Below are 17,863 nucleotides of genomic sequence, written 5' to 3'. Positions count from 1 at the left end.
ATCTGTCTAAGTTTATCTTTTGGCTATGGGAAAATAAGAAAAGCCTGCCTCGTTTCATAGGAGAACGTACGTCTCCCATGAAAACGAAAGCAGGCTTCTTTGCCGCTTCAAACGAATACATCGTTGTATTCGTGAATGATATGATTTTGATAACGCTAATATACAATGCGGCTGAAGTTCGTGTCAATATACTTAACACAAAAATACGAAAAACTTGTGTGATGACATTTTTAAGGTTTTTATGTTATATATAATGACAAATAGATCGACTTGTGCACAATGAACAAACGAAGTCGAATAGGAGGGGGCGCTTCTACATGCGTTCTTTGTTGGTGATCGATCAACGTACAGCAAACGAGGTGGCGGCGGCGGTCCCTCTGCCGGATCAGCTTTCGAAGAAACAAACGCCAAAATATTTGCTTGAGTGCTACGGGTATCAAGTCCTTCGTACGGCGGATGAGAAGAAAGCCGTTCTACACATGGGCAGCACGGATGCCGTAATCCTTCATTTGCCGCTCAATGAGGCGAAGCAATGGGGAACAAGGCTGCTGAAGCAAAAGACGGTCCCGATGCTCTGGTGGTGCAGCGCCGCGACAGCTTCTTTATCGGCCGCATTTTGTGAGGATGACGTGCCTGTTGATGGCATTTTAACACCTTCGATGAGCGAGCAGGAGCTGCACTGGGCGCTGCATTTTGGCTCTAAGCAATGCTTCGAGAGGCTGCAATGGATGAATGAGCGCAAGCAGCTGGAAGAGCGGCTTGAGGAGCGGAAGTGGATCGATATGGCAAAGGGGATTTTGTGCAAAATTAAAAACATTTCCGAAGCGGAAGCGTATGACGTGCTGCGAAAGCAGGCGATGAATGAGCGCAAGCGGATGGTTGATGTGGCAACATCAATCGTGAAGGTTTACCAAATACTTCAGGATCAAAAATAAGGGGGCTTTGCGATGATGATCAACCTGTTAAAGGAAGTCGGACGCGGCAAAAGGGGAGCGCGCGACCTTGGGTATGATGAAGCGCTGCTGGCAGCCCATGCCATTTTGGAGCTAAAGGCAACCCCGGCGCAAATCGGCGCATTTTTTATCGCAGAACGAATAAAGATGGAAAGCGTCGAGGAAATCGAAGCTTTCGTAGCTGTATGCAGGAAGCATGCTTATCGCGAGCTGATCCAGCAAGGGCTCGACTGCGCCGGTCCCTATGACGGCCGAAAAAAATCATTTTACGCCACATTTCCAACGGCTTTCCTTCTTGCTGCCGCCGGCCTGCCCATTACGCTGCACGGAGCGGCATCCTTGCCGCCAAAATGGGGAATTACGCTGCACGATATGCTCAAGGAATCCGGCATTGATGCGGAGCGATTATCGAAAGACCAGATTGTTCAAGCGGCTGCGGGTACGGGAGTGCTGTACGTTCCGACGGAGGAATGGTGCCCGCCGCTTAAAGCTCTTCGTTCCATTCGGATCGAGCTGGGCATGCGAACGGTGCTGAATACGGCCGAGAAGCTGATCGATTTTGCCCATTCTCCCTATTTAATATTTGGGGTATATCATAATACGGTGTTCGAGCGCATGGCAAAATTAGCGGGCAATTTGCAATACAAAAAAGCGCTTATCGTGCAAGGGGCGGAAGGCTCCGAGGACCTGTTCATCGAGAGGCCGACCCGGACCTATTTCGTGGAAAACGGAGAGTCGCATCTAAGCATGATCGATCCGGATGCTTATGGTCTAGAGACGTCCCTGCCGGAAGTCGTTTGGACGGCGACCGAGCAGCTTCGTGTTTCGGAGTCCGTCCTGCAAGGGAGCGGACATCTCGCATTCGTCAATCAGGTGCTGCTTAATGCAGCTGTCAGACTGCAATTGGCTGAGAAGGCCGACTCGGTGGAGGAAGGGCTGTATATTTGCAAGGCTTTGCTCGATAGCGGGGCCGCATGGGAGCTTTACCGCAAATGGCAAAGCGCGATGCGAAGCGAAGCGGCGCTGCCTTGTCGCACCACATAACAGGCGAATGGCAATTACGTTGTTTAATAGTAACCCGGTAAACCGTATTCCGCTTTGTTGTGGGATACGGGTTTTGTTTTGCGTAGAGATAGCCTGCATAAAGGGAAAAGTGTCCTAAATATTAACATGTATTCCACAAAAAAGAGCCTTGTGATAAGATGGTTTGGATGTGCATTTTATCGCGATTGAGTAAATCGGTAGGGTTGAAGGAGGATTTGAGTGAAATTTAATTCATTATCGATCATTATTTCGGCTCTCATCTTAGGTGTTTCTATTATAGCGGGCTGTACGATAATTGCTAACCATGAAGGACAAATCACGGAGCAAGCACCAGGCGAGATCCTTAATATTGAACAGGCAGCAGCATACTTGGATTTATCCGAAAAGCAAGTGAACCTTATTATTAATGCTGAGCAAAGCAAGCTTCAAAACAGCGGATCTTTTTCGGGCAAGATGTTTCCTTATTTTAAAGTTGGCAGTGACATATTTATTAGCAAGAGTGGTTTGGCAGACTGGATTAATGAAGCAGCAAGCGCTAGACGGGAATATGTCTTCGGGGATGTAATGCAATAAAGAAGCTTTGATATAGGCGCAACAAAGCTCCCTGATCATTCGTCTATGAAGGAACCGATATATGAGAAGTGGAGGATATGATGAGGGAGCAAATAAAAAGTAAAGTTGTCGTAGTCGCTATACTCATTGCCTGTAGTATTCCTATTCTTTTGTGCGGGTTCCTGTATCACCTTCTTAGTGCGCCAATGATGCCGTGAATAAACGGTGCGCGAAATTCCCAGCTGTAGAGTACGGCAGCAAGCTTGGATTTAATCGACAAATAATAGAGGTACTCTTTTAAGCTGCTGCATTTGTATTGATAGCCCAGTACCTTCGTGCTGTCCGTGATCATCTCGAGATGAAGGATTCTTGCGATATCCTCTTTCGTAGCGGGGACGGGACTATTTTTGAAATTGCGGATCAACATGCTGTAAATGGACGCTATATGGTATGCGGCCATGTCTTTCCGATAATGATCATGGGCACATAAGCCAAAGGTCTCGGACAGTTGTTTCCTTAGCTCATATTGAAGAATTAAGCTTCTCTCCAAATAAGGCTTGTAGAGAGAGCTCATTAGACTGTCCATATTGTTGACGGTGTAGAAATATAAAATATCAGGGAGCGCGTATGCGCGATCGGCAGTTAGCAGCGCTTCAAGATGAAAGATCGTATCCTCCCCAATCGTCAGCCCCTCATGGAACGTAATGCCGTTTCGATTAAGCGATTCCCGCAAAAATAAGCTTCGCCAGGCAAAACATAAATCATTTCCGGTATGAACGGCTGCCGCGCTTAAAATGAGGTCTTTCCCGCTTATAAGCGAATGGAGCTTGTAATGCGGAGATACGCTGAGCCCAGTCGGAACGGTCCTGTATCCGCTGATTACGACTTCGCAGCCATGCTCCTCCGCAGTGGCGTAAAGCTTAACGAAAAATAACTCATCAATCTCATCATCGGCATCGAGAAAGGCAATATATTTGCCGCTGGAAGCTTTGATGCCCACGTTTTTAGCGCTGCTTGTTCCGCTGTTGGGTTTATGAATCACTCTTATTCTAGCGTCTGCAGCAGCGAATTCATCACAAATGACGCCGCTGCGATCCGTGGAGCCGTCATTAATAAGCAGCACCTCTATGTTACGGAATGGCTGGTGAAGGATGCGGTGCAGGCATCGGAGCAGCCATCTTTCAGCATTAAAAATAGGCACGATTACACTAATGGCATAGCCCATGCACATCTCACCCCAAGTATGATCGTTAATGAATAGATGAATAGCGCTTACAAGTCTAGCTTTAAACTGATCATATCACATTCGTTATAAAGAACAAATCGTTATTTTTACGTAGAGCTTAATGAATGATATGGAAGCAACAACAGTTAAAAAAGTGGTAATATGGAAAAATGGGGAAGGGGAGGGAGGTTTGAAGTTTAAGGGGAAAATGTTATGGCCGGCCGTTTTGTTATTGGTTGTGGGCAGCTGGGTCGGTAATGTAATTTACTTTCAGAGCATGCAATTAGCGGAGCCGCTGTTTTTGAAGCATGAAATTTCGATTAGAAGCATTCAGGGCGAATTGATAGAACTACATTTTTTGGAAAATAATAATGCGGACAAGAAGATCATAAATGTTCAAGTAGAGGAGCTGCCGCAGCTTCGGTTCGCGGTTGATGAACGCAGCAGATATCAATATCAAACGTTAATGAGGGCTGCAGCAGAATGGATGCCGGCTGAGGCTGGCCAGCAGATCGCGGCGCCGCTTACGATCAAGGAAATAACCGTTTTTTATAATAAAGGACAGCCTCGAAAGGTTCCGATTGGCGAGATTAATGTCGTGGAGAGCAGCGGGGGAGGCTTGCTGGATTTTTCCTCAATGGGATCATCCAGTACGGGGGCTGGAAGCTATTTTGTGAAATTAACAAGGTCTGCTGCTTTAGAAAAAATAGAATACAGCGACAGCTTGAAGCCGTGGTTTAAGCTTAACTTGTCGGGGCAGCCTGTCGATTCGTATCTTTTTCCTGCGAAATTCTCGCAAGGGAGAATCTTATCGTTCGAGTATCAATGGTCCTATCCGGACGATGAGCCAGCTGCGCTTGTATTTTACAAGCCTGCCATTACGCTTTACTTCCAGACGGAAGAGGGCGGAGCTATTGTTGAGCGGATTCCAATTAATAATAACTTCAACTTGAGTGAAAGCCAGGTCAAGCGATTAGTCCGAACGGGAGGTGCGCTTCATTGAAAACCTCTTTGAATAGCGCGCTCAGGCGGCTTAGATGGGGGCTGGTCATTGCCTTTTTGGATATTCGCATCGGCTATGTTGACATACTCCCCGATTTCATAGGCTATATGATGATAGCGTCAGCGCTGCATGCAATGAGCACCTATCAGCCCGTTTTCAACAAAGCAAAATGGATCGCGATTGTTCTGGTAGTTGTTTCTATGCCGAATGCGTTGATCCATACTGGCATATTCTTATCGGATTTTACCGCAGTTCCAATCCAGCAACAACTATATGCGCAAGCGCTTCTGGGCCTTCATGTCGTGCTTGCCTACTTGGTTTTTGAAGGGCTTGGCTTGCTGGCAAAGCAGGATGGGCAGGAGATATTGCTGGATTCTGTCCGAAGCCGCAAATGCTTATATATGGTGATATTGGCTGCGCAGCTTATCTTTTATCCTTTTCTATTGAATCTGGACAAAAGCTGGATTTCTCTATTCATCCTTTTAGCACTCTTTTCATTCATTGCCGAGCTGCATTTTGTTCGGCTGCCGTTCCGCTTTTCAAAAAAATAAATAAATATGGTTACCGAAGATTTAAATTATAATCTAAAATACAGCTATAATTAAAAAGGACAATTGGCGCCAGAGATGGCATAAGAGCCGCCGTTTTTTTTATGCTGCATGCAGTAAGCCATTTTGGCAACAGGAAAAGGGGGATATGATGTCTTTTGTAAATCGCTTGCGATGGTTTTTTAAAGATCGGTGGGGGAGCTATGTAATAGCCGTCAGCATCATGGCGTTAGTCAGCCTGCTGTCCACGATACCGCCCAATCTTATTGGGAAGACGGTCGATCATATACGTGAAGGGGAGCTCACTTCGGCAGGCTTGTCCCAGACGGTGCTGCTGCTTATCGGGCTTTCGCTGATGCTCTACGTCATGGTTTACATATGGATCACGACGCTGTTTGGCAATTCGGCGCTTGTCGAGAAAGTGCTGCGGGGACGGCTGCTTGCGAATTTGACGCGGATGACGCCTGCATTTTTTCAGCGCAACAGCACGGGGCAATTAATGGCGCTCGCAACGAACGATATTTTGGCAATCGGACAAACGGCAGGCTACGGCGTCATGACTCTCGTCAATACGCTCGTTGGCGCGTCGGTTGTCGTGATTATGATGATTTCGCTGGTCAGCTACAAATTAATGATTGCTGCCCTTATTCCGCTGCCCTTGCTGGCAGTCGTGATTAGCAAGCTTGGCAAAAAAGTGAGGACAAGGTTCTTGGATGCGCAAGCCTCCTTTGGCAAAATGAACGATCATGCGCTGGAATCGATCTCCGGCATACGCGTTATTCGCTCGTACGTGCAGGAGAACGATGATCTTTCCGCATTTGATAAAGTGACCTCTGATGTGATGTTCAAAAACAAACGGGTATCGATACTAAACGCATTGTTCCAGCCGATCATTTCGTTGATTGTTGGCGTGAGCTATTCGATTGGCATTGGCTATGGCTCCTATCTCGTATTCCAAGGCGAAATATCGCTTGGCCAGTTGATTTCGTTCAATATTTATTTAGGCATGCTTATTTGGCCGATGATCTCCTTCGGCGAGTTCATTAACGTTCTGCAGCGCGGAAGCGCATCGGCTGATCGGTTGGACACGGCGCTTACGCAAAAGCCGGATCTGGAGGACGCGGACAAGCTCGCTGCGGTCGCAGTGCCTACGAGCATTGAGATGAAGCAGCTTACTTTTACTTATCCTACCGCAAGCCATCCTAGCTTGGATCAGGTATCTTTCCAGCTTGAACGAGGCCAGACGCTTGGGATCGTAGGTAAAACGGGAAGCGGCAAGAGCACGCTGCTGAAGCAGCTGCTTCGCCAATATCCGCTTGATCAGGAGCGGTTGTTCGTAGCAGGCGTGCCTGTAGAGCAAATCGCGATCGACCAGATGAGACGCTGGATTGCTTACGTGCCGCAGGAGCATCTGCTCTTATCCAAAACAATTAGAGAAAATATCGCGCTGGGCAAGCCAAATGCGACGCCTGAGGAAGTTGCCCGCGCGGTAGAAATGGCCTCTTTTACTGAGGATATTGCGATGATGCCTGAGGGGCTAGAGACGATTGTTGGCGAAAATGGCGTCATGCTGTCGGGCGGACAAAAGCAGCGTTTAGCAATAGCGCGGGCGCTGCTCGTAGACTCGGAAATATTGCTGCTGGATGATTCGTTGTCGGCCGTTGATGCGAGAACCGAGAGCCGGATTTTGCATCACATTCGCTTGGAGCGCGAAGGGAAGACAACGTTTATCAACACCCATCGTCTTTCTGCCGTTAGCCATGCGGATTGGATCATCGTGCTGAATGAAGGCAGGATCATCGAGGAAGGCTCGCATGAAGAGCTGATGCTGTTCGGGGGCTGGTACAAGGAGCAGTGGGAACGGCAGCAAATGGAAGCAAGCTTGGAAGAATGAGGAGGCTGTAGAATGCCAAAGCAATCAACGGCGAGAAGACTATTCCAATATGCTCTCGTCTATAAGTTCAGAATTATCGGCGCGCTGCTCATTCTTTGCTGCGCAGTAGGCGCTGAGCTTGGCGGACCTTTTATTATAAAAACGATCATTGATAAGCATTTGGACGTTGAAGGCAGCGATCTAGTGCCTGTTCTCTGGCTGCTTGCTCTGTATATGGGATTGCTGCTCGTTGCGAGCATCGGAAATTTCTCGCAATCGTACATTTTGCAATCGACAGCGCTGCAAATTATTAAAAACATGCGCATGGATTTAATGCGCCACATCCAGCGGATACCGCTGCGCTATTTTGACAATACGCCCATCGGTCAGATTGTTTCGAGAATAGCAAACGACACGGAGGCTGTACGGGATTTGTTCATGAGCTTCATGGCGACCTTTGTCGTCAGCTTCGTGCAGTTGATCGGCATCTTTACGGCGCTGTTTATTTTGGATGTGCGCCTGGCCCTGTACTGTCTGCTCCTGCCGCCGCTCTTCGCGCTCATTATGGTCATTCATTTGAAGTATTCGAAGCGCTACATTACGATTATGCGGGCTCGGCTTAGCGATATGAATGCGATGATCAATGAATCGATTGTCGTCATGCCGATTATTCAAGCGTTTCGCCGCGAGAAGGTGACGCTGGATGAATTCGAAGTGCTGAATGAGGATCGGTACGTCAACCAAATTAAGCAGTTTAGAGTTTTCTCTTTGTCATCCAGAAACATTGTGGGCACAATTGGCAGTCTAGTGACGGCGCTCGTCATTTGGTATTTTGGCCGTGCGTCTCTGGAGACTTCTATCATGTTCGGGGTGTTTTATGCCTTTATCGACTACCTGGGGCGTATCTTCCAACCGATTATCGGTATTTTCGATCAGCTGACGAATGCGCAGCGAGCGTTCGTATCGGCGGAGAAGGTGTTTGCGATACTTGATATGGATGGCATGGAGGTCGAGGAGGTTGCGGACGTGAAGCGGCCAGAGGGCGTCGTGAAGTTCGATCAAGTAACCTTTGCGTACAAAGAAGGCGAAAACGTGCTGAAGCAAATTTCGTTTGAAGCGCGCAAGGGTGAGACCGTCGCTTTGGTAGGCCATACGGGCTCCGGCAAAAGCTCGATTATGAACCTTTTGCTAGGCTTTTATGAACCGGATAAGGGCGTTATCTCAATTGACGGTCGCGATATTTCGACATATTCGAAGCAGGCGCTGCGCAAGCATATGGGCATCGTGCTGCAGGATCCGTATTTATTTGCCGGTGATATCAAGTTCAACGTCAGTCTTTACAATAAAGACATTTCTATCGATCGCGTTAAAAGCGTGCTGAAGGACGTTGGCGCCGCGCCATTCATCGAACAGCTGCCAGGCGGTTATGATGAGCTTGTCGTTGAACGCGGAAGTACGCTTTCCTCTGGCCAAAGGCAGCTTATTTCCTTCGCTAGAGCTCTCGCTTTTGATCCATCGATTCTTATATTGGATGAGGCGACGGCTAGCATTGACAGCGAGACGGAGGGGCTTATTCAACAAGCGCTGCGCGTCGTTAGTCAGGGACGCACTACGCTCATTATCGCGCATAGGCTGTCCACTATTCGCGATGCCGACCAAATTCTTGTGCTGCATCGCGGCGAGATCGTCGAGCGCGGCAATCATGATGCTTTGATGGCGCTCGGGGGCAGGTATTACAAAATGTATCAGCTGCAAAAGGGTGAAAAGGCTTCGGCTGAGCCTGTGAGCACAATGAAAAAATAGTGATTTCGTATCATTTCTGTCTAAGTACCGTGTGTATGACGAACTATGTCATATATATGGTACTTTTTGTTATATTTTACGGGATTTCATACCTAGAAAATCATTACATTCTACCAATTGACAGGAAATACGATCCGCTGTATACTCTTTCATATGTTATATGTCAGTTTACATTACATTAATAATAGACGGCTCCAATAGCTTTTGGGCCCAAAGCTATACCCCTTTCTTCAACAATGCAAATATTCTGTTTATGGATGTCATGCATGTATGGAGATAAGGGGATTTTTTTTGCCGTCGATGAACAAATGTGCATGTTTACTGGAACTTAATTTCAAGTTGATATTGTGATGACAAATTTTCACTAGTCTATAATAGTTATGTATTGTTCTTTAATACCATTTTTGTTTAAAGGGAGGAGAAATTTAGAATGCAGAGAATCGTAAAGCGGATACAGAAACAAGTCTGCATGCTGTTAGTCGCTCTTCTGTTGGTTTCCGGTATGTTTGGAAGCTTGGGCAGCCCTGTACAGGCAACGCCTGCGGGGGATAATATCGTTATTTCACAGGTTTATGGTGCTGGGGGTAACGGCTCGGGAGCGACCTTTAAACAGGATTTCATTGAGCTTTATAATCCGACCAATCATGAAATTTCCTTGTCGGGGATGACATTGATCTACGCATCGGCAACAGGATCTTGGCCGACGTCGGGTAACAATCTTATGCCATTATCGGGTAAAATAGGACCTGGAAAATATTACTTAACGCAACAAGCTGCTGGTGCTGATGCAGCAGCTCCAAACCTGACAAGCCCAGATGCAACAGGCAATCTTAGTTTGGCGGGGGCAAGCGGCAAGGTGAAGCTGGTCAACAGCGCTAATACGGTTATTGATTTAGTAGGCTATGGTGCAGCTACTGAATTCGAAGGCACAGGTCCTACAGGAACGCTGCTCACGAATGTTACAGCAGCAATCCGCAAAGGCAATCGTGCTCAAGATACGAATAATAACAATTCCGATTTCGAAGTGGGCACGCCAGATCCACGGAATTCATCGTATGGAGTCATTTCTGACGGCGTTGAAGCTGTAACGGCAGACGTAAGCTCCGGAGCGGTTCAACCAGGCACGATCATTCATCTTTCGACGCCAACGGTTGGCGCTAGCGTCTACTACAGCGTATATGGCTCAGGAGATACGCAGATCGCTCCGGAAGATTTTGATTGGTATCAACCGGGCGTGACCTCTATTGAAATTAATGGACCAACGACGGTTCATGCTTTTGCGAAGAAAGATGGTTTGGCAAATAGTGAACTGCGTGAATTTGCTTACAGCATCACGAGCCAAATTACAATCGCGGCAGCTCGCGCGGCTGCAATTGGTACAAGCGTGACGCTCAGCGGAACAGTAACTCATCGTGCTGAGTCTGGTTCATATTATAATTTATTTGTTCAAGATTCGACTAATGGCATTATCGTGAGAGTTCCAAGCAGCGTATCCGTTCAGCCGGGAGATACGATTGAAGCTTTCGGAAAGCTTACGGAGTATTTCGGTTTGCTTCAATTAGAAGCAGCTGCGGATGATATGAAGGTTACGGGTTCAGTTGCTATCCCTGCGCCTGTTAATGTAGATTCTACGAGCTTTGGCAAAACGACTGATAATCGAAACAAATTCGAGGGTCGCTTCGTACAGGTGAAAAATTTAACGGTTGAGAGTGTCGCCAGCGGCGTTGTTACGGCAACGGATGCGGCAAGCGCTGGGAAAATTATTATTTATTCCTCGGATGCTTCATTTGTCGCAGGAAAGACGTTTGAGCAGGTTACCGGTGTTATGACGTATCATTCCAGCGTAGGCCTCGAGCTGCTGCCGCGCAATACGCTTGATATTGTCGAGAAACGGTTAGCTGTTCAAGCGAGCATTCCTTCAGGCGGCATTAATGCGGGGGCTTCCGTTTCATTAAGTTCGCTTGCGGAAGGCGGAGTTATTCGTTACACGACGGATGGCACTACGCCAACTGCTTCGGTTGGTGCGCTTTACGCTAGTCCTATCGTTGTAAATGCAGATACCGTCATTAAAGCGGTTGTTACAGCAGGTGGGGTAACAAGCGAAGTATCGACCTTCACGTATAAGGTATTGGGAAATACGGACGGTATCGCAATCAATAAAATTCAAGGCGAGACGCATAAGTCGATCTATAATAATGTAAAAGTTTCAAATGTTACAGGCATCATAACTTCGATCAGCACGGATTCCTTCTTCATGCAGGCGCCTGATGATCAACAGGATGACAATCCGAATACTTCCGAGGCTATTCAGGTGTACAAGAAAGCGCATGGCCTTGCTGTAAAGGATGCTGTTTCCGTGACAGGTACAGTACAGGAATTTGGCAACAGCCCATCCCTGACAGTAACCCAAATTAATGCAACGACTATTAATAAGCTGTCCAGCAATAATACGCTTCCTACAGCTACAGTGATTGGTACAGGAGGACGTATCGTTCCGAAACTAATCGATTCGGACAGCTTCGCCAAGTTTAATCCAGAGGTTGATGCGATTGACTTCTTCGAGAGCTTGGAGAGCATGTTGGTCGAAGTGAAAAATCCTAGCATTACAGGACCTTATGCAAATGCAGTAACACCGGTTACGTTTGACAACGGATTAAATAATCCGGTAAAAACTTTTTTTGGCGGTATCGTGCTGGAAGGCAATGGTTTAGACCCTACTGACAGCAGCCTGAATCCGCAAAAGCTGTATATTGGCGGCTCAAAGCCAGCAGGCGATGAAATTAAAACGGGTGATGCGTTTAACGGAAATATCGTTGGCGTGATTCAATACGCTGGCGATCTCTATAAGCTGATGCCAACGCAAGCTTTGCCAACGATTACCCGCAGCAGCAATACGCAGAAGGTAACTAGCATTGAGCCAAATGCGGACAAGCTGACGATTGCTACATTTAATGTGGAAAACTTCAGCCCTGCCGACACGGCGAAAGCTGGCAAAATCGCTTCGATTATCGTAACGAACATGAAACAGCCGGACATTATCGGTTTAATGGAAGTTCAAGATAATGACGGTGAGAAAGACACTGGCAATACGGATGCTTCCCAAAGCTTCCAAACGTTGATTGACGCTATTAAATCGAAAGGCGGCCCTACTTATAAATATACCGATGTTGCTCCAGAAAATAATAAGGACGGCGGAGCGCCCGGAGGAAATATTCGAGTCGGTTTCTTGTACGATACTGATCGAGTAACACTCGCACCAGGAGTAAAAGGCGATTTTAAAACGTCGATTAAAGTGGATGGAATCGGAGGTCTAACGCAAAATCCTGGTCGGATTGGATCTGCGGATGCTTCTACCTTTGCTTCATCCCGTAAGCCGCTCGTCGGAGAATTTAATTTCCAAGGAAAACGTGTCATCGTTATTGCGAACCATTTGAATTCCAAAGGCGGAGACGGCAAGCCTTGGGGTGAAATTCAGCCTGTTGTTCGCAGCAGCGAGGTGCAGCGCGCCAAGCAAGCGTTAACCGTGAACGGCTTCGTGAAAGAATTGACGACGAAGGACCCGGAAGCAAGCGTAGTTGTACTAGGGGACTTTAATGACTTCCAATTCTCTGGAACGCTAAACAAGATCAAAGGTACGGAATTAACGAACCTTGTCGATAAGCTGGATGTTTCGGAACGATATTCCTACATCTATGACGGCAATTCGCAAACATTGGATCATATTCTAGTAGACAATGGAATTGAAGCAAACGCCAATATTGACGTTGTACATGTTAATGCTGATTTCTCGACAGAACAGGGCCGTGTGAGCGATCATGATCCGCTTCTTGCGCAGCTGGATCTGTCCACTAAGAAAGATGCGGAATTCTCTATGACGATTATGCATGTGAATGATTCGCATGCCAATCTGGCAAACGTAGCAAAACGATTTACTGCAGTTAATCAGATACGGAATGAAACACCCAATTCAGTCTTGCTTGATGCTGGTGATGTGTTCTCGGGCACATTGTTCTTCAATAAATATTTAGGTCAAGCAGATCTGGCGTTTATGAATAAGCTAGGATACGACGCGATGGTATTCGGTAATCATGAATTTGATAAAGGGCCATCAGTACTAGCGGATTTTGTGAAAAATGCGAAATTCCCATTTGTAAGCTCCAATATTGATTTCAGTAAAGAGCCTGCGCTGAGCGGATATCTCGCTGAGCAAGCGGTCGGTGCAGAACCGGCAGACGGTAAAATTTACAACTCTATTATCATTGAGGTTGGCAAGGATAAGACGAAGGTCGGCGTATTCGGACTAACGACGGAGGATACGAAGTTCCTTGCTTCACCTGGCGAAAATATCGTTTTCAATGACTATATCGCGAAGGCAAAAGAAACAGTTAAATCGCTTCAAGACAAAGGGATTAACAAAATTGTTGCTTTGACTCATCTAGGACATGACTTTGATCTTGTACTTGGCGAGCAGGTTGCTGGTATCGACGTTATTGTTGGCGGTCACAGCCATACAAAGGTTGATGTTCCAAAGGTGATTCATGCAGGTGCAGAGCCAACGCTTGTTGTACAAGCAGAGGAGTATAACAAATATTTGGGTCGATTGGATGTTAAATTCAATCAAGCTGGCGTGCTTACGAATTGGAATGGCAAGCTGCTTGATATTGCGACTTTTGCAGCAGATCCAGATGCAACAGAAATGCTGAAGCCTTATAATGCGGGCATTGAAGACATCAAAAAACAGATTATCGGCAAAACGAATGTATTTTTGGATGGCGATCGCAATTCGGTTCGTGCGAAAGAAACGAATCTCGCAAATCTAATGACAGACGGCATGGTCGCAAAAGTAAAAAGCTTTGTGAGCAGCAATGCGGAATTACAGAAGCTTGAGGTAAAAGGTTATGTAGCGATCCAAAATGGCGGAGGTATCCGCGAGTCGATTAAACGAACGGCAGAGGGCAAGGCAGATGGCGACATCACGCTGGGCGAATTGCTGACAGTTATGCCATTCGGCAATAACCTGACATCGCTTCGCATGACGGGCCAGGAAATTGTTGATGCGCTCGAGAACGGCGTAAGCGGAATTGATACAAAACAAGGCCGTTTCCCGCAAGTTTCGGGCATGCGCTACTACTATGATTCGAAGAAGCAGCCGGAAGTGCTGGATGCAAACGGACATCTAGTAACTGCGGGCAAACGTATCGTCAAAGTTGACATTAAAAACGCTGATGGCAGCTATAGCCCAATCGATCTGAATGCATATTACTTTGTGGCAACGAACTCCTTCATGGCAAACGGCGGCGACTTCTACCGCTCGATGAAAGCAGCGAAGGATGCAGGACGCCAGTATGAGATGAACCTAGTTGATTACGAGGTGTTCATCGAGCATATTTCGAAGCTGGGCACGATCAATACGGGAATTGAAGGCCGTATTACGGATTTGGAAGGCGGTCCGATTCCAGGCGAACCATTCAAAATGACGCTTATGCATGTGAATGATACGCACGCTCATCTTGATTCGATTGCCAAAAGATTCACAGCGATTAAAGAGATTCGCGNTAGGATACGACGCGATGGTATTCGGTAATCATGAATTTGATAAAGGGCCATCAGTACTAGCGGATTTTGTGAAAAATGCGAAATTCCCATTTGTAAGCTCCAATATTGATTTCAGTAAAGAGCCTGCGCTGAGCGGATATCTCGCTGAGCAAGCGGTCGGTGCAGAACCGGCAGACGGTAAAATTTACAACTCTATTATCATTGAGGTTGGCAAGGATAAGACGAAGGTCGGCGTATTCGGACTAACGACGGAGGATACGAAGTTCCTTGCTTCACCTGGCGAAAATATCGTTTTCAATGACTATATCGCGAAGGCAAAAGAAACAGTTAAATCGCTTCAAGACAAAGGGATTAACAAAATTGTTGCTTTGACTCATCTAGGACATGACTTTGATCTTGTACTTGGCGAGCAGGTTGCTGGTATCGACGTTATTGTTGGCGGTCACAGCCATACAAAGGTTGATGTTCCAAAGGTGATTCATGCAGGTGCAGAGCCAACGCTTGTTGTACAAGCAGAGGAGTATAACAAATATTTGGGTCGATTGGATGTTAAATTCAATCAAGCTGGCGTGCTTACGAATTGGAATGGCAAGCTGCTTGATATTGCGACTTTTGCAGCAGATCCAGATGCAACAGAAATGCTGAAGCCTTATAATGCGGGCATTGAAGACATCAAAAAACAGATTATCGGCAAAACGAATGTATTTTTGGATGGCGATCGCAATTCGGTTCGTGCGAAAGAAACGAATCTCGCAAATCTAATGACAGACGGCATGGTCGCAAAAGTAAAAAGCTTTGTGAGCAGCAATGCGGAATTACAGAAGCTTGAGGTAAAAGGTTATGTAGCGATCCAAAATGGCGGAGGTATCCGCGAGTCGATTAAACGAACGGCAGAGGGCAAGGCAGATGGCGACATCACGCTGGGCGAATTGCTGACAGTTATGCCATTCGGCAATAACCTGACATCGCTTCGCATGACGGGCCAGGAAATTGTTGATGCGCTCGAGAACGGCGTAAGCGGAATTGATACAAAACAAGGCCGTTTCCCGCAAGTTTCGGGCATGCGCTACTACTATGATTCGAAGAAGCAGCCGGAAGTGCTGGATGCAAACGGACATCTAGTAACTGCGGGCAAACGTATCGTCAAAGTTGACATTAAAAACGCTGATGGCAGCTATAGCCCAATCGATCTGAATGCATATTACTTTGTGGCAACGAACTCCTTCATGGCAAACGGCGGCGACTTCTACCGCTCGATGAAAGCAGCGAAGGATGCAGGGCGCCAGTATGAAATGAACCTAGTTGATTACGAGGTGTTCATCGAGCATATTTCGAAGCTGGGCACGATTAATACGGGAATTGAAGGCCGTATTACGGATTTGGAAGGCGGTCCGATTCCAGGCGAACCATTCAAAATGACGCTTATGCATGTGAATGATACGCACGCTCATCTTGATTCGATTGCCAAAAGATTCACAGCGATTAAAGAGATTCGCTCAGAAGTGAAAAACTCCATTTTGCTTGATGCAGGAGATGTATTCTCAGGAACGTTGTTCTTTAACAAATATTTAGGACAAGCGGATTTGGCATTTATGAATAAGATTGGTTATGACGCGATGGTGTTCGGTAACCATGAATTCGATAAGGGTCCAACTGTGCTTGCCGATTTTGTAAAGAATGCGAAATTCCCGTTTGTAAGCTCCAATATTGATTTCAGCAAGGAGCCAGCACTAAGCGGCTATGTATCGGAGCAAGAAAAAGGAAAGCCGGCATCAAATGGCAAAATTTACGACGCGGTCATTTTGGATAAAGACGGCCAGAAGATCGGCATATTCGGTCTAACGACGGAGGATACGAAATTCCTTGCTTCGCCGGGTGAAAATATCGTGTTCGAAAATTACATTTCCAAGGCTGATGAAACGGTTAAAATGCTCCAAAAAGAAGGCATTAATAAAATCGTGGCCTTGACTCACCTAGGCCATGAATTTGATAAAAAACTGGCTGAAGCTGTAACCGGCATCGATGTTATCGTTGGTGGACACAGCCATACAAAGGTTGACGCGCCAGTAGTCTACCATGCGGCAGAAGAGCCAACGCTAGTCGTCCAAGCTGAAGAGTACGGCAATTATTTAGGCCGCTTGGATCTGGACTTTAATGGAAGCGGCGTGTTGACAGCATGGAATGGCAAGCTTCTGCCGATCAGCGGTTATGCTGAGGATGCAGAAGCGTTAGAAATGCTGAAGCCTTACAATGAGGGCATTGCTGATACTAAAAAACAAGTTATTGGCAAAACGAATGTGGATTTAGAAGGCGGTAACCCTCCTTCCCGCGTTAAGGAAACCAACCTTGCAAATCTAATGACGGACGGGATGGTCGCTAAAGTAAAAAGCTTTGTTAACAGCAATCCAGAGTTAAAGAAATTAGAGGTAAAAGGTTTTGTAGCGATCCAAAATGGCGGAGGTATCCGCGAGTCGATTAAACGAACAGCAATGGGCAAGGCGGATGGCGACATCACGCTGGGCGAATTGCTGAAGGTTATGCCATTCGGCAACNTGAAGCCTTACAATGAGGGCATTGCTAATACTGAAATACAAGTTATTGGCAAAACGAATGTGGATTTAGAAGGCGGTAACCCTCCTTCTCGCGTTAAGGAAACCAACCTTGCAAATCTAATGACGGACGGGATGGTCGCTAAAGTAAAAAGCTTTGTTAACAGCAATCCAGAGTTAAAGAAATTAGAGGTAAAAGGTTTTGTAGCGATCCAAAATGGCGGAGGTATCCGCGAGTCGATTAAACGAACAGCAATGGGCAAGGNAAAAGCTTTGTTAACAGCAATCCAGAGTTAAAGAAATTAGAGGTAAAAGGTTTTGTAGCGATCCAAAATGGCGGTGGAATTCGCACGTCGATTAAACAAAAGGCAGAGGGCAAAACGGATGGCGACATCACGCTGGGCGAATTGCTGACGGTTATGCCATTCGGCAATAACCTGACATCGCTTCGCATGACGGGCCAGGAAATTGTTGATGCGCTCGAGAACGGCGTAAGCGGAATCGATACAAAACAAGGCCGTTTCCCGCAAGTTTCGGGCATGCGCTACTATTATGACTCGAAGAAGCAGCCGGAAGTGCTGGATGCAAACGGTAAGCTGGTAACACAGGGCAGCCGTATCGTCAAAGTTGACATTAAAAACGCTGATGGCAGCTATAGCCCAATCGATCTGAATGCATATTACTTTGTGGCAACGAACTCCTTCATGGCAAACGGCGGCGACTTCTACCGCTCGATGAAAGCAGCGAAGGATGCAGG

At 46.7% G+C, this 17,863-nt stretch carries 9 protein-coding genes and 2 pseudogenes; 10 read left to right on the top strand and 1 reads right to left on the bottom strand.

Going from position 1 to position 17,863, the window contains the following annotated elements:
- Positions 1-317 precede the first annotated feature (317 nt).
- The 3 genes from A7975_RS16135 to A7975_RS16125 all read left to right on the top strand — a co-directional run bounded on the left by A7975_RS16135 (position 318) and on the right by A7975_RS16125 (position 2,570).
- Positions 318-935 carry an ANTAR domain-containing response regulator gene (locus tag A7975_RS16135; protein ID WP_065385746.1) on the top strand — a complete coding sequence of 206 codons (618 nt, stop codon included), beginning with the start codon at positions 318-320 and terminating at the stop codon, positions 933-935.
- Between the two features lie 15 nt (positions 936-950).
- Positions 951-1,997, top strand: coding sequence for an anthranilate phosphoribosyltransferase (locus A7975_RS16130; RefSeq protein ID WP_065385925.1), 1,047 nt, complete (start codon positions 951-953; stop codon positions 1,995-1,997).
- A gap of 219 nt (positions 1,998-2,216) precedes the next feature.
- Positions 2,217-2,570 carry a helix-turn-helix domain-containing protein gene (locus tag A7975_RS16125; RefSeq protein WP_065385745.1) on the top strand — a complete coding sequence of 118 codons (354 nt, stop codon included), beginning with the start codon at positions 2,217-2,219 and terminating at the stop codon, positions 2,568-2,570.
- Positions 2,571-2,736: 166 nt separating this feature from the next.
- Here the strand turns inward: A7975_RS16125 and A7975_RS16120 are convergent, their stop codons facing one another.
- Complete coding sequence (locus tag A7975_RS16120; RefSeq protein ID WP_065385744.1) at positions 2,737-3,774, bottom strand: glycosyltransferase family 2 protein; 1,038 nt, start codon at positions 3,772-3,774, stop codon at positions 2,737-2,739.
- A gap of 190 nt (positions 3,775-3,964) precedes the next feature.
- Here A7975_RS16120 and A7975_RS16115 point away from each other — a divergent pair, with 190 nt between their 5' ends.
- The 7 genes and pseudogenes from A7975_RS16115 to A7975_RS35665 all read left to right on the top strand — a co-directional run.
- Entirely contained in the window at positions 3,965-4,777 is an 813-nt protein-coding gene (locus tag A7975_RS16115) for a hypothetical protein (RefSeq protein WP_141680309.1), read from the top strand.
- Entirely contained in the window at positions 4,774-5,328 is a 555-nt protein-coding gene (locus A7975_RS16110) for a hypothetical protein (protein WP_065385742.1), read from the top strand. Before A7975_RS16115 ends, A7975_RS16110 begins: the two co-directional genes overlap by 4 nt.
- Positions 5,329-5,476: 148 nt before the next feature.
- Positions 5,477-7,219 (top strand): ABC transporter ATP-binding protein, encoded by a 1,743-nt coding sequence (locus tag A7975_RS16105; protein WP_065385741.1) that lies wholly within the window; start codon positions 5,477-5,479, stop codon positions 7,217-7,219.
- A gap of 12 nt (positions 7,220-7,231) precedes the next feature.
- A complete protein-coding gene (locus A7975_RS16100; RefSeq protein ID WP_065385740.1) occupies positions 7,232-9,001 on the top strand; it encodes an ABC transporter ATP-binding protein in 1,770 nt (589 codons plus the stop codon).
- Positions 9,002-9,431: 430 nt separating this feature from the next.
- Positions 9,432-14,556 (top strand): annotated as a pseudogene (locus A7975_RS35470) (5'-nucleotidase C-terminal domain-containing protein); the annotation flags it as partial.
- 1 nt (position 14,557) lies between these two features.
- A pseudogene (locus tag A7975_RS35465) lies at positions 14,558-17,109 on the top strand (5'-nucleotidase C-terminal domain-containing protein); the annotation flags it as partial.
- Positions 17,110-17,372: 263 nt separating this feature from the next.
- Positions 17,373-17,863: 5'-nucleotidase (locus A7975_RS35665; protein ID WP_176707752.1), on the top strand; the 491-nt coding region annotated here is incomplete at both ends.

It is taken from the genome of Bacillus sp. FJAT-26390 (genome assembly GCF_001682865.1).
GTDB lineage: Bacteria > Bacillota > Bacilli > Paenibacillales > Paenibacillaceae > Pristimantibacillus.
Note: the sequence above shows the minus strand (reverse complement) of the source record. Positions and strands in the feature narration are given on the sequence as shown.

What these genes read in the sequence shown, in the direction of transcription:
- A7975_RS16120 (WP_065385744.1), bottom strand. Translation starts at nt 3,774, where the DNA reads ATGGGCTATGCCATTAGTGTAATCGTGCCTATTTTTAATGCTGAAAGA.
- A7975_RS16130 (WP_065385925.1), top strand. Translation starts at nt 951, where the DNA reads ATGATCAACCTGTTAAAGGAAGTCGGACGCGGCAAAAGGGGAGCGCGC.
- A7975_RS16135 (WP_065385746.1), top strand. Translation starts at nt 318, where the DNA reads ATGCGTTCTTTGTTGGTGATCGATCAACGTACAGCAAACGAGGTGGCG.
- A7975_RS16105 (WP_065385741.1), top strand. Translation starts at nt 5,477, where the DNA reads ATGTCTTTTGTAAATCGCTTGCGATGGTTTTTTAAAGATCGGTGGGGG.
- A7975_RS16100 (WP_065385740.1), top strand. Translation starts at nt 7,232, where the DNA reads ATGCCAAAGCAATCAACGGCGAGAAGACTATTCCAATATGCTCTCGTC.